Source organism: Streptomyces sp. NPDC052396 (genome assembly GCF_044593195.1).
Classification (GTDB): Bacteria; Actinomycetota; Actinomycetes; order Streptomycetales; family Streptomycetaceae; genus Streptomyces.
In genome coordinates, this window is record NZ_JBIUAW010000014.1 from 81062 (window position 1) to 100212 (window position 19151).

Annotated in this window: 19 protein-coding genes and 1 pseudogene; 13 read left to right on the forward strand and 7 right to left on the reverse strand. The window is 72.0% G+C overall.

All coding sequences use genetic code 11. The annotated features are described in order from the left end of the window. Window positions 1-8: 8 nt before the first annotated feature. Complete coding sequence (locus ACIHFE_RS29380) at window positions 9-1130, reverse strand: alpha/beta hydrolase (protein WP_400111318.1); 1122 nt, start codon at window positions 1128-1130, stop codon at window positions 9-11. Between the two features lie 170 nt (window positions 1131-1300). Here ACIHFE_RS29380 and ACIHFE_RS29385 point away from each other — a divergent pair, with 170 nt between their 5' ends. From ACIHFE_RS29385 to ACIHFE_RS29410, 6 genes are all read left to right on the forward strand, one after another. Then, the gene (locus ACIHFE_RS29385) at window positions 1301-3151 is read left to right on the forward strand and encodes a phosphatidylglycerol lysyltransferase domain-containing protein (protein WP_400111320.1); all 1851 of its coding nucleotides are present in this window, start codon (window positions 1301-1303) and stop codon (window positions 3149-3151) included. A 101-nt stretch (window positions 3152-3252) separates the two neighbouring features. Then, window positions 3253-4131, forward strand: a complete 879-nt coding sequence (gene folP / locus ACIHFE_RS29390; RefSeq protein WP_400111322.1) for a dihydropteroate synthase — start codon at window positions 3253-3255, stop codon at window positions 4129-4131. Continuing rightward, window positions 4128-4628 carry a nuclear transport factor 2 family protein gene (locus ACIHFE_RS29395; protein WP_400111324.1) on the forward strand — a complete coding sequence of 167 codons (501 nt, stop codon included), beginning with the start codon at window positions 4128-4130 and terminating at the stop codon, window positions 4626-4628. The genes folP and ACIHFE_RS29395 overlap by 4 nt, the downstream gene beginning before the upstream one ends. Window positions 4629-4875: 247 nt before the next feature. After that, window positions 4876-5235, forward strand: a complete 360-nt coding sequence (gene folB / locus ACIHFE_RS29400; protein WP_109282573.1) for a dihydroneopterin aldolase — start codon at window positions 4876-4878, stop codon at window positions 5233-5235. After that, window positions 5232-5825 carry a 2-amino-4-hydroxy-6-hydroxymethyldihydropteridine diphosphokinase gene (gene folK, locus ACIHFE_RS29405; RefSeq protein ID WP_400111326.1) on the forward strand — a complete coding sequence of 198 codons (594 nt, stop codon included), beginning with the start codon at window positions 5232-5234 and terminating at the stop codon, window positions 5823-5825. The genes folB and folK overlap by 4 nt, the downstream gene beginning before the upstream one ends. A 67-nt stretch (window positions 5826-5892) precedes the next feature. Then, a complete protein-coding gene (locus ACIHFE_RS29410) occupies window positions 5893-6378 on the forward strand; it encodes a DUF3180 domain-containing protein (protein WP_400111328.1) in 486 nt (161 codons plus the stop codon). Between the two features lie 11 nt (window positions 6379-6389). Here ACIHFE_RS29410 and ACIHFE_RS29415 read toward each other — a convergent pair whose 3' ends face one another. After that, complete coding sequence (locus tag ACIHFE_RS29415) at window positions 6390-7562, reverse strand: ABC transporter ATP-binding protein (protein ID WP_400111330.1); 1173 nt, start codon at window positions 7560-7562, stop codon at window positions 6390-6392. Window positions 7563-7701: 139 nt separating this feature from the next. Between ACIHFE_RS29415 and ACIHFE_RS29420 the strand changes: the two genes are divergently transcribed. From ACIHFE_RS29420 to ACIHFE_RS29435, 4 genes are all read left to right on the forward strand, one after another. Continuing rightward, window positions 7702-8418, forward strand: a complete 717-nt coding sequence (locus tag ACIHFE_RS29420; RefSeq protein ID WP_400111332.1) for an ABC transporter permease — start codon at window positions 7702-7704, stop codon at window positions 8416-8418. Further along, window positions 8418-9140 (forward strand): ABC transporter permease, encoded by a 723-nt coding sequence (locus ACIHFE_RS29425; protein WP_400111334.1) that lies wholly within the window; start codon window positions 8418-8420, stop codon window positions 9138-9140. Before ACIHFE_RS29420 ends, ACIHFE_RS29425 begins: the two co-directional genes overlap by 1 nt. 66 nt (window positions 9141-9206) lie before the next feature. Then, a complete protein-coding gene (locus ACIHFE_RS29430; RefSeq protein WP_400111335.1) occupies window positions 9207-10202 on the forward strand; it encodes an ABC transporter substrate-binding protein in 996 nt (331 codons plus the stop codon). A gap of 75 nt (window positions 10203-10277) precedes the next feature. After that, a complete protein-coding gene (locus tag ACIHFE_RS29435) occupies window positions 10278-11591 on the forward strand; it encodes a hypothetical protein (RefSeq protein ID WP_400111337.1) in 1314 nt (437 codons plus the stop codon). A 37-nt stretch (window positions 11592-11628) separates the two neighbouring features. On the opposite strand, the gene ACIHFE_RS29440 is transcribed toward ACIHFE_RS29435, so the two are convergent. Further along, window positions 11629-12771, reverse strand: coding sequence for an NADH-quinone oxidoreductase subunit D (locus ACIHFE_RS29440; protein ID WP_400111339.1), 1143 nt, complete (start codon window positions 12769-12771; stop codon window positions 11629-11631). A gap of 55 nt (window positions 12772-12826) precedes the next feature. Continuing rightward, window positions 12827-13846, reverse strand: coding sequence for an SAM-dependent methyltransferase (locus ACIHFE_RS29445; RefSeq protein ID WP_400111341.1), 1020 nt, complete (start codon window positions 13844-13846; stop codon window positions 12827-12829). Window positions 13847-13967: 121 nt separating this feature from the next. Between ACIHFE_RS29445 and ACIHFE_RS29450 the strand changes: the two genes are divergently transcribed. Both ACIHFE_RS29450 and ACIHFE_RS29455 read left to right on the forward strand, forming a co-directional pair. Next, window positions 13968-15164 carry a histidine kinase gene (locus ACIHFE_RS29450; RefSeq protein WP_400111343.1) on the forward strand — a complete coding sequence of 399 codons (1197 nt, stop codon included), beginning with the start codon at window positions 13968-13970 and terminating at the stop codon, window positions 15162-15164. A gap of 62 nt (window positions 15165-15226) precedes the next feature. After that, the gene (locus ACIHFE_RS29455) at window positions 15227-15904 is read left to right on the forward strand and encodes a response regulator (protein ID WP_400111345.1); all 678 of its coding nucleotides are present in this window, start codon (window positions 15227-15229) and stop codon (window positions 15902-15904) included. On the opposite strand, the gene ACIHFE_RS29460 is transcribed toward ACIHFE_RS29455, so the two are convergent. Further along, window positions 15852-16415, reverse strand: coding sequence for an HXXEE domain-containing protein (locus ACIHFE_RS29460; protein WP_400111347.1), 564 nt, complete (start codon window positions 16413-16415; stop codon window positions 15852-15854). The genes ACIHFE_RS29455 and ACIHFE_RS29460 overlap by 53 nt on opposite strands. 77 nt (window positions 16416-16492) lie before the next feature. Next, on the reverse strand, window positions 16493-17611 hold the full coding sequence (locus tag ACIHFE_RS29465; RefSeq protein ID WP_400111349.1) for a DUF5937 family protein: 1119 nt from the start codon (window positions 17609-17611) through the stop codon (window positions 16493-16495). A gap of 98 nt (window positions 17612-17709) precedes the next feature. Between ACIHFE_RS29465 and ACIHFE_RS29470 the strand changes: the two genes are divergently transcribed. Further along, window positions 17710-17988, forward strand: a complete 279-nt coding sequence (locus tag ACIHFE_RS29470) for a hypothetical protein (RefSeq protein ID WP_400111351.1) — start codon at window positions 17710-17712, stop codon at window positions 17986-17988. On the opposite strand, the pseudogene ACIHFE_RS29475 reads toward ACIHFE_RS29470, so the two are convergent. Further along, window positions 17911-19102, reverse strand: a pseudogene (locus tag ACIHFE_RS29475) (threonine aldolase family protein). The gene ACIHFE_RS29470 and the pseudogene ACIHFE_RS29475 overlap by 78 nt on opposite strands. Window positions 19103-19151 lie beyond the last annotated feature (49 nt).

The window sequence follows — 19151 nt, forward strand, 5'->3', positions numbered from 1 at the left end:
CGTGGGCGTTACGCGCTGAGGCGGCCGCCGATCCACTGGAGGGCGCCGGGGATCTCACGGCGCCAGGTGTTGAAGTTGTGGCCGCCGCTCGGCAGGATCATCGAGGACACCCGGGTGGGGTGCTTGGCGGCCAGCTCCACGAACTTCATCGTGTCCTTGTAGTTGTGCTCGCCCTGCTTGCTGCTGGTCACCAGCACCGAGATCTTGGGCAGCGGCTTGTGCTTCAGCCGCCACAGCAGGTCGTTCTCCTGCTGGAGCTTCTTCTTGTTGGGACCCTCGCCGAAGAGCGCACCGGTGGTGGGGTCGATCGGGGCCTTGTAGTAGCCGGAGAGCGCGACCGCGGCGCCATAGGCGTTGGGGTGGCGCATGGCCAGCTTCAGCGCGCAGTAGCCGCCGGTGGAGTCGCCGATCATGCCCCAGTTCGCGGCCTTGGTGCCGATCCGGTACTGGCTGGAGAGCGCCTTGCGCAGGTCCTTGGTGAAGAAGGTCTCGGTCTGCGGACCACCGGGTATGTCCATGCACTCGGTGTCACGCGGCGGGGACACGGTGGGACGCATCATCACCAGGATGGTGGGCTGCATCTTCTTCTCTTTGGCCAGCTTGTGCGCCGTCGTCGGGTAGTGCAGACCCTTGATCAGCGCCTCCGCGGTGCCCGGGTAGCCGGTCAGGACGACCGAGGCCGGAAACTTCTTGGTGGCGTACTGCGGCTGAAAGTACTCCGGGGGCAGGTAGACATAGGCCGGGCTGGCGATCTTCGACTCCGGGCCCTGGATGTTGACCTTCTCGATCCGGCCCGCCACCCGCGGCACCGTGGCGCGCGGCACATTCACCTGCTCGTAGCCCACGACCTGGACCCGGTGGTCGGCCGCGCTGTGGTCCACCACCACGCCCTGCTCCTGCTCCTGGCCGAAGAGGTCGGCCCAGGAGGCGTAGAAGCCGAAGGAGTCGTTCGCATACAGGCCGATGGCGGCGAACAGGCTCAGCTGGGTGACAAGGAGCATGCCGACCCGGCTCAGTACGGAGCCGATGCTCCGCTTGCCCAGGCGCGGCCACAGCCAGATCGTGAGCGCGAAGAGCGCCACCGCCAACACTGTGGCCAGCGCAAGGACCGTCTTGCTGGTGAGACCCATGAGGTGCTTTCTGCCGAGCGACTCGGCGCCCGAGTCGCGGAATGGTTAACTTTTCCGGGCTCGGCCCCGGCGGAACCTCAGCCCCGAAACCGTCGTCCTACAGGGCGCACATTGTCCGGGCGCTGCCGACCAGATGCCGCAGGCCCACTCGACATGGACGACGGGAAGAGATGTCTGTCAGGGTAGATGGCAAAAAGTCCGACGAGGTTCCTCCGGGACCGAAGAGGCTGTCGGGGCTTGCGAGGTTCCTCAAGGGACCCAAGCCCGAGACGGTCCCCACAGTCGTCGGTACGGTCGCGGCCATCATCGGGCTCATGGACATCGTGGCCGGGGTGATGCCGCGGTGGCGCTGGAGCCGGGTGCACTACTGGGCCGAGGTACTGCCCGGTTCGGTGACCCAGCTGGCCGCGGCGGGTTCGATCATCGTCGGCATCCTGCTGCTGATGCTGGCCCATGGCCTCAAGCGGGCCAAGCAGCACGCCTGGCTGGCCGGTGTGCTGCTGCTGCCGGTGGGTGCCGCCGCCCAGCTGATCTACCGACACTCCTACATCGGCACCGCCTTCTCGCTGCTGCTCTTCGCCTACCTGCTGTGGCACAAGAGCTCCTTCACCGCGCTGCCCGACCGGCGCAGCCGCTGGAAGGCGCTGGCCAACCTGGTGTTCATGGGCGGGGCCAGCTTTGGCCTCGGCTGGGTGATCGTCGGTTCGCACGCGAACCAGATGATCGGCGACCCGCCGGTGCATGAGCAGATAGAACACGTTCTCTGGGGCCTCTTCGGCTTCGAGGGTTCTGTCCGCTACACCGGCGGCACCGACTATGTGGTCGCCTACTCGCTGGGCGCCCTGGGTCTGCTGACCGTGCTCAGCACCGCCTACCTGGCCTTCCGCCCCGAGTACCCGGCCGCGGTGCTCACCGAGGAGGACGAGGACAAGCTGCGCGAGCTGCTCGCCAAGCACGGGCACCGCGACTCCCTGGGCCACTTCGCGCTGCGCCGCGACAAGAGCGTGGTCTTCTCGCCCAGCGGCAAGGCCGCCGTCTCCTACCGCGTGGTCTCCGGCGTGATGCTGGCCAGCGGTGACCCCATCGGCGACGTGGAGGCCTGGCCGGGCGCCATCGAGCAGTTCATGGAGCTGGCCAAGCGGCACTCCTGGACGCCCGCGGTGGCCGGCTGCAGCGAGACCGGCGGCGAGGTGTGGACCCGCGAGACCGGCCTGGACGCCCTGGAGATGGGCGACGAGGCCATCGTCGACGTGGCCGACTTCAGCCTGACCGGCCGTTCCATGCGCAATGTCCGCCAGATGGTCAAGCGCATCGAGCGCAATGGCTACTCCACCAAGGTGCGCCGGGTCGGGGACCTGGACGCCGAGGAGCTGGCGGCCGTCCAGAAGGCGGCCAACGCCTGGCGTGACACCGAGGAGGAGCGCGGCTTCTCCATGGCCCTGGGCCGTATCGGTGACCCCAAGGACCTGGACGCCATCATCGCCACCGCTCACAAGGACCCGGAGGAGGGCGAGGACTGCCCCTTCGGCGACCTGCGGGCCATGCAGCACTATGTGCCCTGGGGCAAGGACGGCTCCTCGCTGGAGCTGATGCGCCGCGACCGCAGCGCCGACCCGGGCATGAACGAGCTGCTGATCGTGGCCTTCCTGCAGGCCGCGCCCGAGCTCAAGATCGCCAAGCTGTCGCTCAACTTCGCCTTCTTCCGCTCCGCCCTGGAGCGCGGCGGCAAGCTGGGCGCCGGGCCGGTGGTCCGGATTCAGCGCGGGGTGCTGATCTTCCTCTCTCGCTGGTTCCAGATCGAGTCGCTCTACAAGTTCAACGAGAAGTTCCGGCCCCGCTGGGAGCCCCGGTTCATCGTCTTCCCCAACAGCCGTGACCTGCCCCGCATCGGCTTCGCCATGATGCAGGCGGAGGGCTTCCTGGAGCTGCCGCGTCTGCTGCGCCGCCGCCCCACCCCGCCCAAGCCGGGCGTTCACGACCATGAGGACGTGGAGCAGGCGGAGGTCACCCGCGCCGCCTGATCCCGGCTTCCGCCAGGCCCTCCCCGGATGTGTTCCGGGGAGGGCCTGCTGCGTTGTGGCCGCCCGGCGCCGGGCGGGGGCCACACCCTAGGCTGGTTGGCATGGATAGCTTGCGCGGTCGTATCGGGCCGGTCGGTCTGCCGGAGTGGGACCGGTGCGCGGTGATGGGGGTGGTGAACGTCACGCCCGACTCCTTCTCGGACGGCGGCCGCTGGTTCGACTCCACCGCGGCGGTCAAGCGGGGCCTGGACCTGGCCGCCGCCGGCGCCGACCTGGTGGACGTGGGCGGCGAGTCCACCCGGCCGGGCGCGGTGCGGGTGGATGAGGAGGAGGAGCTGCGCCGGGTGGTGCCGGTGGTGCGCCAGCTGGCCGCCGAGGGGCTGCTGGTCTCGGTGGACACCATGCGTGCCTCGGTGGCCTCCGCCGCCGTGGAGGCCGGCGCGGTGCTGGTCAACGATGTCAGCGGCGGACTGGCGGACCCGGCGATGGTGCCGGTGGTGGCCGCCGCCGAGGTGCCCTTTGTGGTGATGCACTGGCGCGGCTTCAGCGAGGACATGAACGCCCGGGCCGTCTACCGGGACGTGGCCGGCGAGGTGCTCACCGAACTGCGGCAGCGGCTGGCAGCGGTGGTCGAGGGCGGGGTGCGTCCGGAGCGGATCGTGGTGGATCCCGGCCTGGGCTTCGCCAAGAACGCCGAACACGACCTGGCGCTGGTCGCCGGGCTGGGCCGGCTGCGCCGGGAGCTGGGCCGGCCGATGCTGGTCGCGGCCTCCCGCAAGCGCTTCCTGGGCCGGGTGCTGGCCGGTCCGGAAGGCAGTCCGCCACCGGCCCGGGAGCGGGACGCGGCCACCGCCGCGGTCACCGCGCTGGCCGCCCGGGAGGGCGCCTGGGCGGTACGGGTGCATGAGGTGCGGGCCAGCGCGGACGCGGTGCGCGTGGTGCGCGCGGTGGCCGGCGCGGCCGACGGGGAGGCGATGTGAGCACCGCGCGTACCGATCATGAGTCGGTCGAGCTGGCCAACACCGCCCTGTACGAGGCCATGGAACGCGGCGACACGGCGACCATGGACCGGCTCTGGCTGGACGACCCGGACACCGAGGTCTCCTGTGTGCATCCCGGCTGGCCGGTGCTGCGCGGCCGCGGCGAGGTGCTGCGCTCCTATGCGCTGATCATGGCGAGCACCGACTACATCCAGTTCTTCCTCACCGATGTGGAGGTGTCGGTCAATGGCGACACCGCCCTGGTGACCTGCACCGAGAACATCCTCAGCGGTGCTCCGGCCGAGGCGGAGGGCGAGCTGGGGCCGCTGGTGGGGCAGCTGGTGGTGGCGACCAATGTGTTCCGGCGGGTGGGCTCGGAGTGGAAGGTCTGGTCGCACCATGGCTCGCCGGTGCTGGCGGGGATGGGCGAGGAGGACGGCGAGAACGGGGAGAACGGCGAGGACGACCCGGGACAGCCGGGGCCGCCGGTGCTCTGAGGGGTGTTGCGGCGTCAGTGTGAGGAGACTGTGATCACTCGTTCGAGTGTGGTCGGGGCCGGGTAGGGGAGGGCTACCGGCCGCTCGGGCGCGGGCGGTGCCCGGTGAGCCGTGTCACAGCCGTCCCGCGTTCCCGGCACCCGTGCCCGGACGCTGTCAGTGCTCGCAGGTAGATTCGATGTTGGGTATCCCGGTCGAAGGCCGGGACGGCGACGCCCGTCACCGACGACCAGCAGGAGTGATTCGTGTGGATCGTGTCGCGCTGCGCGGCCTGAAGGCTCGCGGGCATCACGGGGTGTTCCCGCGGGAGCGCGAGGAGGGCCAGACCTTCATCGTGGACCTGGTGCTGGGCCTGGACACCCGGCCGGCCGCGGCCGACGACGACCTCACCAAGACCGTGCACTACGGCATCGTGGCCGAGGAGGTGGTCGGCATTGTGCAGGGCGAGCCGGTCGACCTGATCGAGACCCTGGCCGAGCGGATCGCCCAGCAGTGCCTCAAGCATGACGCGGTGCGGGAGGTGGAGGTCGTGGTGCACAAGCCCGACGCTCCGATCACCGTGCCCTTCGACGATGTGACCGTCACGATCACCCGGAGCCGAGTATGAGCAGCAGCGACCCGACCGTGCAGCCGGTGCCCGCCTCCGTGGTGGAACAGGTGGACGCCGCCGATGTGACCCTGTCCAACCCCAAGTGGGCCGTGCTGTCCCTGGGCAGCAACCTGGGCAACCGCCTGGAGACCCTGCAGGGGGCCATCGACGCCCTGGAGGACACCCCCGGAGTCCGGGTCAAAAGGGTCTCCCCGGTGTACGAGACCGAGCCCTGGGGCGTGGAGCCCGGTTCCCAGCCCGCGTACTACAACGCCGTGGTGATGGTGAAGACCACCCTGCCGCCGGGTTCGCTGCTGGAGCGCGGGCACGCCATCGAGGAGGCCTTCGAGCGGGTGCGGGACGAGCGCTGGGGCCCGCGCACCATCGATGTGGACATCGTCACCTACCAGGATGTGGTCTCCGACGATCCGGTGCTGACGCTGCCCCATCCGCGGGCCCATGAGCGCGCCTTCGTCCTGGTTCCGTGGTACGACGTGGACCCGGAGGCCGTGGTCCCGGGCCACGGCCGGGTCGCCGAGCTGCTGACCGCCGTGGGCCGCGAGGGCGTACGGGCCCGGGTCGACCTGGAACTCCGGCTGCCCGAGTAGCCGTTGACCGTGCGCGGTGGCGCGCGCAACCGCAGAACAACCAATGATGACGAGGGGCGACGGCTCGGTGAAGCAACTTCGGATCGGGGTGCTGCTCGGCCTGTTCGCCGCGGCCGGGGTGCTCTCCTGGTCGGGCGCCCGGCTGTGGGACTCCTTCGGCACCCTGCCCCGGGTGCCGGTGGCGGCTCCGATCGTGCTGGCGGTGATCGCCGCGGTGCTGGCCGCGACCGCGTTCTCGCTGCGGGCGCGGCTGCGCGCCCAGCGGGAGCGGCGGCCCGGCGCCAAGGGCGTCGATCCGCTGCTGGCCGCCCGCGCGGTGGTCTTCGCGCAGGCCAGCGCCCTGGTGGCGGCCCTGGTGGCCGGGGCGTACGGCGGGGTGGGGGTCTTCCTGCTCACTCTCGGCCTGGATGACCCGGCCCGCCGCGACCAGGCCATCTACGCCGGATCCTCGGTGGTGGCGGGGGCCTGTGTGGTGGCCGCCGCGTTCTTTATGGAGCGCGTCTGCCGGCTGCCGGAGGACGACGACGAGAGCGGCGGCGCGACACGGGCCTAGGGCCCGGGGGCTCAGGCCCCCGAGACCGTCCGCAGGTCGACGTCCGCGCGCTCGGCGCCCACCGCGTCCGCGCCGATGGACCGGCGCAGCGCCTCATGCAGCCGGGCCGGGGTCAGCACGCCCAGGAAGCGGTCGGAGTGCTCCCCGTCCAGCACCGCGATCCAGCCCGCGTCGTGCTGGAGCATGGTGCTGAACGCCTGCTTGAGCGAGGCACCGAGCGGCAGCCAGGCGTCCATGTGCCGGGCGTGGTCGCGCACCGTGCCCCGGCCGCCGGCCGAGTCCAGCGCCTCCGCCGACACCCAGCCGTGCAGGTTCTCCCGGTCGTCCAGGACGACGGCCCAGCGGGCCTGCCCGGACTCCAGCCGCCGCAGGGCGCCCGGCAGCGGGTCGTCCAGGTGCAACACCGGCGGCTGCTCCAGGTCGCTCGCCTCGATCGAGGTGACGGAGAGCCGCTTCAGGCCCCGGTCGGCGCCGACGAAGTCCGCCACATAGGGCGTGGCGGGCGCGCCCAGCACCGCGGCCGGGGCGTCCAGCTGCTCGATACGGCCATGGCCGTAGACGGCGATGCGGTCCCCCAGGCGAACCGCCTCCTCTATGTCGTGGGTGACGAACAGCACCGTCTTGCGCACCTGGGACTGCAGCCGCAGGAACTCGTTCTGCAGCCGCTCCCGCACCACCGGGTCGACGGCGCCAAAGGGCTCGTCCATCAGCAGCACCGGCGGGTCCGCGGCCAGCGCCCGGGCCACCCCCACCCGCTGCCGCTGGCCGCCGGAGAGCTGGTCGGGGTAGCGGTCGCCGTAGACGGCCGGGTCCAGGCCCACCAGATCCAGCAGCTCGGCGGCGCGCTCCCGGGCCTTCTTGCGCGGCCAGCCCAGCAGGTGCGGGACGGTCGCGGTGTTCTCCAGCACCGTCCGGTGCGGGAACAGGCCGACCTGCTGGATCACATAGCCGATGCGGCGGCGCAGCTCGACCGGGTCGCTCTGGGCGATGTCCGCCCCGTCCAGCAGGATGCGGCCGCCGGTCGGCTCGATCAGCCGGTTGACCATCTTCATGGTGGTGGTCTTGCCGCAGCCGGACGGCCCGACCAGCGTGATCAGCTCGCCTTCGGCCACTTCGAAGGAGAGGTCGTCCACGGCGGTGGTGCCATCGGCGTAGCGCTTGGTCACGTGCTCGAAACGGATCACGCCCCAATTGTGCAGGCGGGGTCGGACATTGCGCCCGGGCTGACGTGACGGTTGTGTTTCCGTCCGGAGGCGATTGTCAGTGGCGGGGGTTAGGGTCGCCAGTGACCGTCGGTGAAGGCCAAGGGGGAGGTGAGCACGGATGCCGGATCGGGGCGCCAACTGCCTGGTCCGCAACGACTGGTTCTGCGGCGAGTATGTGCGCACGCGGGGCCAGGAGTTGACGGATGCCACCGTGCAGCACATCGGCATCACCGTGGCCTCGGTGGCCATAGGGCTGCTGATCGCCTTTCCGCTGGCGCTGCTGGCCCGCCGCTGGCGGGCCGCGGCCGGCCCGGTGCTGGGCCTGACCACGGTGCTCTACACGGTGCCCTCGCTGGCGATGTTCTCGCTGCTGGTGCCGGTCTTCGGGCTCTCGGCCTCGGTGGTGGTCACCGGCCTGGTGCTCTATTCGCTGACCATCCTGGTACGCAACATCCTGGCCGGACTGGCCGCGGTTCCCGAGGAGGCCCGGGAGGCGGCGCGCGGCATGGGCTACGGGCCGCTGCGGCTGCTGTTCGGGGTGGAGCTGCCGCTGGCGCTGCCCGCGGTGATGGCCGGGGTGCGGATCGCCACGGTCTCCACGGTCTCGCTGACCACGGTCGGTGCCCTGGTCGGCTACGGCGGCCTGGGCAATCTCATCTACGAGGGCCTGCACAGTGTGTTCAAGGCCCAGGTGCTCACCGCCTCGGTGCTCTGTGTGCTGCTGGCGGTGGTGGCCGATCTGGCGTTGCTGCTGGTGCAGCGGCTGCTCACCCCCTGGACCAGGGGCGGACGGCGCGGCGGCCCCCGGTGGGCCCGGCGGAAGGCGGTGGCCTGATGGGAGTGGCTGGGGAGACCTGGAACTGGCTGACCACCGGCTCGCACTGGTCCGGTGGAGACGGGGTCTGGCACCGGCTGGCCGAACACCTCCAGCTGACCGTGGCCTGTCTGTTCATCTCCTGTGCGCTGGCGCTGCCGCCGGCGGTGCTGCTGGGGCACACCGGCCGGGGCGGTGCCCTGGCGGTGAACATCTCCAACGCGGGCCGGGCGGTGCCCACTTTCGCGGTGCTGGTGCTGCTGACGCTCAGTCCGCTGGGGGAGTACGGCCCCTGGCCGACGGTGCTGGCGCTGGTGCTGTTCGCGATACCCCCGCTGCTGACCAACGCCTATGTGGGCATGCGCGAGGTGGACCGCGATGTGGTCGAGGCCGCCCGTGGCATGGGGATGTCGGGCCGTCAGGTGATGGGGCGGGTGGAGCTGCCGCTGGCGCTGCCGATGATCATGACGGGGGTGCGCTCGGCTGCCGTGCAGGTGGTGGCCACGGTGTCCATTGCCGCCATGGTCGGGGGCGGCGGCCTGGGCCGGATCATCACCGCGGGCTTCCGGCTGACCTATACCGCCCAGGTGGTCGCCGGGGCGGTGCTGGTGGCCGCGCTGGCGCTGCTGGTCGAGGGTCTGTTCGCGGCCCTGGAGCGGCTGTTGGCCCGCTCCCGCCGGCGTGGCGGCGCCCGGACGGCGGTTCCCCGGGAATCCGCGGATGTCCAGCCCGTGGCGGGGTAGCGCTGCTTGACGACTGCCATGACTCCCGGAGGCACGGGAGTTTTTCACTGAGGATGGAGTTGCCGCATGACCAGGACCACCCCGCGCCGCACGCGGACCCTGCGGGCGCTGCTGGCGATGGCCGGCGCCACCGCGCTGACGGCCGGGCTCACCGCCTGTGGCGGCCATAGCCTGGAGAAGTCCGGCAGCGGAGGCGGAGGGTCCGGATCCGGCCAGGGTTCGCTGGTGATCGGCTCGGCCTCGTTCACCGAGTCGAAAGTGCTTGCGGAAATATATGCGGCGCTGCTCAGGGACGCCGGATACAGCACGTCGATCAAGACCGTGGATGCTCGTGAGCTCTATGAACCGGCGCTGGAGAAGGGGCAGATCGATGTGGTCCCGGAGTATGCCGCCACCCTCGCCGAATTCTTGAACAAGAAACAGAACGGCAAGGACGCCCATGAGGTGGCCTCCTCCGATACCGGCGCCACGGTGAAGGCACTGCGCGAACTGGCCGGCCCCCGGGGGCTGAAGGTGCTGGACGCCGGCCGTGCGGTGGATCAGAACGCCTTCGCGGTCACCGCCGAGTTCGCCGCGAAACACCAGCTCAAGACGCTTTCCGACCTGGGCCGGTCAAAGGAGCGGGTCAAGCTGGCGGCGGGCGACGAATGCGCCCAGCGGCCCTTCTGCAAGCCGGGGTTGGAGAAGACCTATGGCATCGACATCACCGGTATAGACCCGCTGGAGGTCGGCAGCACCCAGGCCAAGCAGGCGGTCAAGAGCGGCCGGGACGAGATGGTCCTGACCACCACCACGGACGCCACGCTGGAGCAGTTCGGGCTGGTGGCCCTGCAGGACGACAAGAAGCTGCAGAACTCCGACAACGTGCTGCCGGTGGTGAATGCGGGCAAGGCGGGTTCGCAGCGGGTCGCGGACGCGCTGAACAAACTCAACAAGGTGCTGACCACGGCCGATCTCTCCGAGCTCAACAAGAAGGTGGACACCGAGCGGCTGAAGCCGGCCGATGTGGCCGCGCAGTATGTGAAGGACAAGGGGCTGTTGAGCGGCAAGGAGAAGAAGTAGGGAAGACGTAAGATCAAGAGAACGGTTTGGTGGTGGAGTCACACTTTCGCAGCAACGCACGGTAAGTTTCAGGCCATGCCACGAGGACGCCACCGCCATTCGACCTCCCTGCACCGGCTTCTTCCCTCCGCGCTGGTCGCCGCGACGTCCGTCGCCTGCGCGGCCAGTGCGTGGACCGTGGACGAACCGGTTGTCATCCGCGGCCTCGCGGCCGCCGCGGCCGCGGCGGCGGTGGTCGGCTCGGTGCTGATGCGCCGCTGGGACCGGGCCGCCGGAAAGCGGGTCGCCCAGCTCACCGCCGCCCGGGTACGGGACGAGTGGAAGACCGACGAGCGGATCGCCGAGCTGGAGACGGACCTGGAGGAGACCCGCCAGGCCCGCACCCGGCTGGAGGGCAAGCTGCGCGGCAAGCGCGCGGAGCTGGCCCGGCTGCGCACCGAGCACGCCGACCTGCTGCGCCGCTATGCCACCGCCGAGACCGGGCGGGCCAGCGCGCTGGAAGGGCGGCGCCTGCTGGAGAACGGCCGGGAGAAGGCGGGCGTGCCCCGGGTGGCACTGGCCCTGGAGTCCGCGATCCAGGCCCGCGCGAGTGCCCTGCCGGCGGCTCGCGGCGCGGCCGGGGCCGCCGGGGCCGCGGCGGCCTACCAGGCGGCGGCGGACGCGTTGCGCGACCTCGCCGTGAATGGCGAGCGCCAGCGGGTGGCGGTGGAACGGACGCGGGATTCCGTCGCGTCCACGGTCGCGCCCACGGATGTGCCGGATGCCTCCACTGACGTGCCCGCGGACGTACCCACGGACCTACCCACGGACGTACCTACGGACCTGCCCGCGGGCCTGCCCGTGGAAGGCGAGACGGTCCTGGGCGGCGCCCCGGTGAAGCCCTCGGCCCCGGTGAAGGCCCCGGTGGCCCCGGTGAAGGCCCCGGTGGCCCCGGCGAAGTCCACGGCGGCTCCGGCGGGCAAGGCGCCACTGGGCGCGGCCGCTTCGGCAGAGCGGCCGGCCGGCGAGGCCGGCGTCCCGGCGGCGACCGACGTCCCGGCCGCCCCGGCGGCGACCGGAGGCCAGGCGGTCAAGTCCCCGGAGACGGCCGTCCCTTCGGCCCGGGCGGCAGCGGCCGCGGTGACCTCCAGCGGGCTGGTGCGGCGGGTGCCGGCCGTGCCGGTGGCGCGCACCCAGGGCGGGTTCGACTTCTTCGGCAACAACCGGAAGCCGGCGGTGCCCGCCGCCCGCCCGGTGGAGGAGCAGGACCTGGCGGACGTCGTCGGCGCGGAGGCCGAGGAGGCCCTGGCCCAGGACGGTGCGGATGCCGCCGAGGGCGAGGTCATCGACCTGACCGCGCACGATGACACCGAGCAGATCGACGTGGTGGAGCTGCGCAGCGCCATCTGACGCGGCCGCCCGGCCGGCAACGGCCGGGCCGGGCGGGCTACTTGTCGATGTCGCCGACGACGAAGAACAGCGATCCCAGGATCGCCACCATGTCGGCGACCAGCGTGCCCGGCAGCAGTTCCACCAGGGCCTGGATGTTGTTGAAGGACGCCGAGCGCAGCTTCAGCCGGTAGGGCGTCTTGTCGCCCTTGGACACCAGGTAGTAGCCGTTGAGGCCGAGCGGGTTCTCGGTCCAGGCGTAGGTGGCCCCCTCGGGGGCCTTCAGCACCTTGGGCAGCCGCTGGTTGACCGGGCCGGGCGGGAGTTCGGCCAGCCGGTCCAGACAGGCGTCGGCCAGCGCCAGCGCGTTGTGCGTCTGCTCCAGCAGGCACTCGAAGCGGGCCAGGCAGTCGCCCTCCTCGCGGGTGACCACCTTGAGTACGTCGGCCAGCTCGGCATAGGCCAGGTACGGCTCGTCCCGGCGCAGGTCGAAGTCGACGCCGGAGGCACGGGCGATCGGCCCGCTGACCCCATAGGCGTGCACCGTCCCGGGGGTGAGCACGCCCACGCCCCGGGTACGGCCCCGGAAGATCTCGTTGCCGAGCACCAGGCGGTCGTAGACGTCCATCCGGGAACGCACCTCGGCCACCGCGTGCCGGGCGCGGTCCGTCCAGCCGGACGGCAGGTCCTCTTTGAGGCCGCCGACCCGGTTGAACATGTAGTGGATCCGGCCCCCGGAGACCTCCTCCAGCACCGCCTGGAGCTCCTCGCGTTCACGGAAGGCGTGGAAGACCGGGGTGATGCCGCCGAGCTCCAGCGGATAGGAGCCCAGGAACATCAGGTGGTTGAGGACCCGGTTGAGCTCGGCCAGCAGGGTGCGGAGCCAGACCGCGCGCTCGGGGACCTCCATGCCCAGCATGCGTTCCACGGCCATGACCACGCCCAGCTCGTTGGAGAAGGCGGAGAGCCAGTCGTGCCGGTTGGCGAGCATGATGATCTGGCGGTAGTCGCGGGCCTCGAAGAGCTTCTCCGCGCCGCGGTGCATATAGCCGATGACGGGTTCGGCGGTGCGGACGCGCTCTCCGTCCAGGGTGAGGCGGAGGCGGAGCACGCCGTGGGTGGAGGGGTGCTGGGGGCCGATGTTCAGCACCATGTCAGTGCTTTCGGCTGCGCCGCCGATGCCGAACGTTGTTTCCGTCATGGGTCCAGTTTCCCAGGGCGGGGGCCGGGGTTCGTTCCCCACCCGCGGAACCGGGTCAGCTCTCCCGTGGTGCGGCCGCGCCGTCGGCGGCCGTGAGTACGTCCGTGCAGGCGTCACCCACCGGCTGTACCAGCCAGGTGAAGGCGCCCAGCCCGGTGGGCGAGGTCAGTTCGGCGGCTTCGCCGGCCGAGGCCAGGGCGCGGACATAGGCCGCCGGGTCGGCGGAGGCCAGGGAGAGCGGCGGGCGCCGGCCGTCCAGGCCCAGCGCGGACAGCGCCGCCCGCTGGCTCAGCAGCACCGCGCCGGGTCCCGCGCAGGAGTCCAGGGCGACATGGGCGGTGATGTCGCAGGAACCGTCCGGCACCGGCCGTACCTCGCGGCCGTCCCGGAACCCGGTCAGGGTGCCGAACGGCGGCCGGGACATCAGGCGGTGCGCGTAGTCCACGGCCACCGCCAGCCCGGCCCGCAGGCCGGACACCGCCCGGGCCCAGGCCGCGTCCCGGGGGTGCCCGATCTCGGCCCGGCTGCCGGGCGGCGCGCCCTGGAGCGGCCACCAGCGGGCCAGCCACTCGGCATCGGCGCCCCGCACCGCCTCGCCGGGCAGCTCCTCGCCGTCCTCCTGGACCAGCAGCAGGCGGGGGATGCCCCGGCCGTCCGTCTCGGCCACATCCAGCGGGACGTTGTCCAGCCACTCATTGGCCAGCAGCAGCCCGGTCACCTCGCGCGGCGGGGCGTCCTGCCAGGTGATGCGGGGGTCCAGCCCGTCCGGCCGGTCCGCCAGGTCCACCGCGTACGGGCGCAGCCGCCCGGCCAGCTCCGGCGGGCAGCGGTCCAGCACCGCGGTCACCAGCTCGCCTCGCCCGGCACCCATATCGGTGAAGGTGAGTTCGGCGGGGTGACCCAGGGCAGCGTCAACCCGGCCCAGCAGTTCCAGCACCGCCTCGGCGAACAGCGGGGAGGCATGGACCGAGGTGCGGAAGTGCCCGGCCGGTCCCTCCGGGCGGCGGTAGAAGCCACCGGGGCCGTACAGGGCGGCCTGGGCCGCCTCCCGCCAGGGACGCGCTACGGATGTCATATACACACGTTAGGACGGCCCCATGGTCCCGGGCCCTCCACCTTGGGGAGTAGATGCGAGGGGACGGTATCGATCGCCGGGCTGACCCACGCGCCTGGGCGGCGTGCCTACGCTGGGTGACGTGCAGCGCCTCTACGACTTCCTCCGCAGACACCCCACCTGGGTGGACAGCTCCTGGGCCCTGTTGCTGCTCGGGCTCGGCGCGATGAGCACGGCGGGGACGGCCGGGGGCCACCGGCTGGCCGTCGCCGGGGTGACCTGCGCCATGTCCGTGGTGGTGGCGCTGCGGCGGCGGTTCCCGGTGTGCATGCTGCTGCTGGCCACGCTGACCGGAGTGGCCCAGCTGCTGCTGGACATCCCGGCGAACATCTTTGACTTCGCCATGCTGGTGATCGTCTACACGGTGGCCTCCGGCAGCAAGCGCTGGGCCTCGCGGTTCGCGCTGATCGGCGGGGTGCTGGCGGCGGTGCTCTACTTCCTGCGCTGGCCCGAACCCTCGCCCGGCACCGCGCACAACCTGTTCTCCATGGGCTTCGCCAGCGTCCCCTTCCTGCTGGCCTGGGTGCTGGGCGACTCCATGCGCACCCGCCGCGCTTACTGGGCCCAGCTGGAGGAGCGGGCGGCCCGGCTGGAGAAGGAGCGCGAGCAGCAGGCGAAGATGGCGGTCACCGCCGAGCGCGCCCGGATCGCCCGGGAACTGCACGATGTGGTCGCGCACAATGTCTCGGTGATGGTGGTGCAGGCGGACGGCGCCGCCTATGTCCTGGACTCCTCGCCGGAGCAGGCCAAGCAGGCCCTGGAGACCATCTCCGGCACCGGCCGGCAGGCGCTGGCCGAGATGCGCCGGCTGCTGGGCGTGCTGCGCAGCGAGGAGAACGGCGGCGGCGGGGGCGGCGAATACGTCCCGCAGCCCGATGTGGGGCAGATCGAGGACCTGGTGGCGCAGGTGCGCGGCGCCGGGCTGCCGGTCGACTACCAGGTGGAGGGCGCCGCCCGGCCGCTGCCCAGCAGCGTGGAGCTGACCGCCTACCGCATCGTCCAGGAGGCGCTGACCAACACCCGTAAGCACGGCGGGCCGGATGTGGGCGCCAGCGTCCGGCTGACCTACTTCGACGACGGCCTGGGGCTGCTGGTCGAGGACGACGGCCGGGGCGCCCAGCACGAGCTCTATGACTCCGGCGGCGCGGACGGCATGGGCCATGGACTGATCGGCATGCGCGAGCGGGTCGGTATGGTCGGCGGCACCCTGGACGCGGGGCCCCGCCCGGGCGGCGGATTCCGGATCAGTGTGCTGCTGCCCGCCAAGGCCGGCCGCTGAGCCGGGACAGCGCCGCTGAGCCCTGACAACCATGAATGAGCACAGATGAGAGGGAACCCCGCATGCCGATCCGCGTGATGCTCGTCGACGACCAGGTGCTGCTGCGCACCGGCTTCCGCATGGTGCTGGCCGCCCAGCCGGACATGGAGGTCGTCGCCGAAGCGGGCGACGGTGTGGAGGCGCTGGAGGTGCTGCGCGGCACCGCGGTGGATGTGGTGCTGATGGACGTCCGGATGCCCAGGCTGGACGGGGTGGAGGCGACCAGCCGGATCTGCGCCCAGACCGACCCGCCCAAGGTGCTCATCCTGACCACCTTCGACCTGGACGAATACGCCTTCTCCGCGCTCAAGGCCGGGGCCAGCGGCTTTATGCTCAAGGACGTTCCGCCGGCCGAACTGCTGGGCGCCATCCGGGCCGTGCACAGCGGGGACGCGGTGGTCGCGCCCAGCACCACCCGGCGGCTGCTGGACCGCTTCACCCCCATGCTGCCCAGCTCCGGCCGGGAGCAGGCCAGCCCGCAGCTGAGCCGGCTCACCGACCGCGAGCGGGAGGTCATGCTGCTGGTGGCGCAGGGCCTGTCCAACGGTGAGATCGCGGCCCGGCTGGTGCTCTCCGAGGCCACCGTGAAGACCCATGTGGGCCGCATCCTCACCAAGCTGGGGCTGCGGGACCGGGTTCAGGTGGTGGTCATGGCCTATGAGAGCGGCCTGGTACGGGCCGGCGGCCAGTCCGCGCCGTGAGCCGCCGGGCCACCGTGTGGCTCACCACGGCGGCCGCCCCGGCCAGCGCCAGCCCATAGGCGGCGTCCCGCGCCCGGGGCGGCGGCAGCGCTCCGGCCCGCCGCAGCCGGGTACGGGCCCACAGGGTGAAGGGGACGACCACGGTGGGGGAGGTGAGCACCCCCGGGGTGTAGCCCCGGGAGGCGGCCGCCTGGGCCAGGTGCACCAGCCCGTGCAGCCCAAAGCCGTCCAGGGTGGCGCGGTAGAAGGGGGAACGTCCGCCGGTGCGGTGGCCGTCGGCCGCGGCGGCGGCCACGATGGCGCCCATCACGCCGACGGCCACGGCGAACCGGCGCCCGTCCACCTCGGCCATGGAGCCCCAGATCCGCTCCGGCACCCTGGGGAAGCGTGCCCGCAGCACCGGCAGCCGCTCGCGGGTGAAGCGGTCCATGGTGGCCAGTTCCTCGATGTCGTTCAGCGCCCATGCGGCCAGCAGGCCGAAGGTGACGGCGGGGCCCACGCGTTGATCCATGACCGGCAGTCTGGCAACGGCGGCCCGTACGGCGGTGCCCGGCCGGGAAACCGTGGCCGGGATCACGCGGGGTGCCGCTACCGCAGCACGCCCTCCAGGAAGTCGCTGCCCAGCCGGGCGACCACCGTCAGGTCCAGCTGGTAGAGGACATAGCGGCCGCGCCGCCGGGTGGTGAGCAGCCCGGCCTTCTTCAGCACCGCCAGATGACGGGACACCTCCGGGGCGCTGATGCCGTGCTGGGCGGCCAGCTCTCCGGTGGTGAACGCGGTCCGCGCCAGGAACCGGCAGATCCGGATCCGCAGCGGGTGGGCCAGCGCCTCCAGGCGCAGCTGGAGCAGGTCCAGCGAGGCGGGGGTGGGCACTTCGGGCGCGTCCACCGGGTAGTGGATGACCGGCCGCCAGCCCGGGGCGTGCAGCACCATCAGATGCGGCCAGCCGAAGCAGGACGGCACCAGGGTCAGCCCCGGTCCGGTCGCCGGGTCGACGGCGGTGGTCCGGCCGCTGGTCAGCTTGTCCACGGTGATCCGGCCGGCGGCCTCGTCCAGATGCACCGCGGGCCCCACCTCGGCCAGTGCCTCGCGCAGCCCCCTGCGCCGGAACACCTCCGTCTTGTGCCGTACATCCGCGGCCAGTTGCACGCTCACCCGCTGCCAGACGTCCGCGAAGAACGCCTCCTCACAGTCCTCCAACAGGCGGCGCAGCCAGGTGCGTACGGCCGGCGGGTCGGTCAGCAGCCGCTTGGCGAACTCCAGTTGGCGGGGACCACGGGCGGCGGCCCGGTCCAGGGCCTCGGCGCGGGACCGTTCGTCCCACAGCGGGGAGGGGCCGTTGGTGCGGTAGTGGCTGGAACAGTTGATCTCCAGCGCCGAGTTGACAAATTGTTCGTCATTCAGCCGGTCGACCAGGTCCAGTTCCTCCCGGAGGGTGGCGCCGGGCACCCCGCCCGTCTCCGGCAGCGCGGCGAAGGGCAGCAGAAGGTCCGAGATCAGCGGGCCCCACAGGAAGTCCGCCTCGCACAGCCGGTCCGCCAGGTCCGGCTTGAGCGCGGCCGTGGTCGAGGTCGTCCAGCCCTGCAGCCCGGGGTGGTGGCCCGGGGCGGCCAGTACATGCAGGGCGTTGGAGAGCTCGGCCAGCGGCGAGGCCCGGAACAGGATCCGCTCCGGCGGCAGCCCCGTGATGTCGATCGTCACGCTCATGGGCCCATTCTCCGGGCGGAATCCCCCCTGCGGCCGTCGATTGACCATCCCTGTCAATCGGCGGGCCAACCCGGGCCGGCGGCCCGCACGGTGAGCGCATGGACGCATCCCAGCAGCACCTCCTCGACCTCTACCGCGCCGCTCAGCACCGGGCCCCGGCCCCGCCCGCCCCCGGCACCGGCGAGCGGCAGGCGATACGCGAGTTCCGCACCTGGCGGCAATTCCTGGCCGTGGTGGACGAGCGGGCGGCCCGCCGGCAGGCCGCCTTCCGGAGATTCCTGCCGTGGCCCCGCCCGGCCTCACCCGTGCCCGGGCACCCGCTCCAGCAGCGCGCCGACCGCCTCGCCGACGGCCGCGGCCGTCCAGTCCAGTGCTGAGGCGCCGACCGTGACCTCGGTGAAGGACAGGCCGGGCACCGGGCCCGGCTGCCAGGCGTTGAACAGCCAGGTGCGCTCCTCCTCCGCCAGCAGCACCCCGGCCCGCTCCAGCACCGGCGCCGGACAGGGCAGCCACAGCTGGAACTGGTGGGTGTGCGGCTCCCCGGGATGCACCCGGGACCAGCTCGCCCCGGCCGCGGCGAGCCCCTCCCGCAGCGCCCGCGCCACCACCTTGGCGTGTGCCACATAGGACGGCAGCCGGGGCAGCTCCCGCTCCAGCCCGGCCAGCCCGCTCAGCGCCGCCGGCCACTGCTGGAACAGCTTGCCGCCGTACCGGTGCCGCCAGGCCACCGCCTCCGCCACCAGCTCGGCCGGGCCCGCCAGCAGCGCACCCGACAGGCCGCCCAGCGACTTGTAGAGCGAGACATAGACCGAGTCGGCCAGCGCGGCGATCTCCGGCAGGCCGACCCCGAAGTGGGAGGCGCACTCCCACAGCCGGGCCCCGTCGTGGGGGTCCCCCCATGCCCTTAAGGCAATGGGGGAGCACCACCGCGTCCCGCTCCCGGGCGGCCTCGGCCACCTCGGTCAGTTCGGTCCAGGAGGGCAGGACGAATCCGGCGTCCCGCAGCGGCAGCTCCAGTGACAGCGTGCCGAAAGGCTCCTCGAACTCCCGGATCTCGGCCGCCGTCGGCAGCCGGGGCGCATCGGTGGGATGCACCGCGCGCAAGCCGCTGACCTGGGCATACGCGTCCCGCTCATGCACCTCCAGATGGGACAGCGGATGCAGGGCCACCACCGGGGAGCCGGTGCGCCCGGCCCAGCAGCGCAGCGCCACCTGCTGCGCCATGGTGCCGCTGGGGAAGAAGGCCGCGGCCTCCATGCCCAGCAGCCCGGCCCCGCGCCGCTCCAGCTCGGCGACCAGGCCGTCGCCGTACACATCCACGCCCTGGTCCAGGTCGTACCCGTCGGCCTCGGCGGCCAGCCGGGCCAGCCGCTCGCCGACCGTCTCGGCCAGCGGGGTGCCGCAGAGCACCCGCTCGCTGCCGCGCAGCGCGGCCAGCTTCCGGGCCCGGTCCACCGGCAGAGCGTCAGCAGGCAGGGAATCATCGGTCATGGGGGGATCATGACGGCCGGGCCGGACAGCCGCCAGGAGTTATCCACAG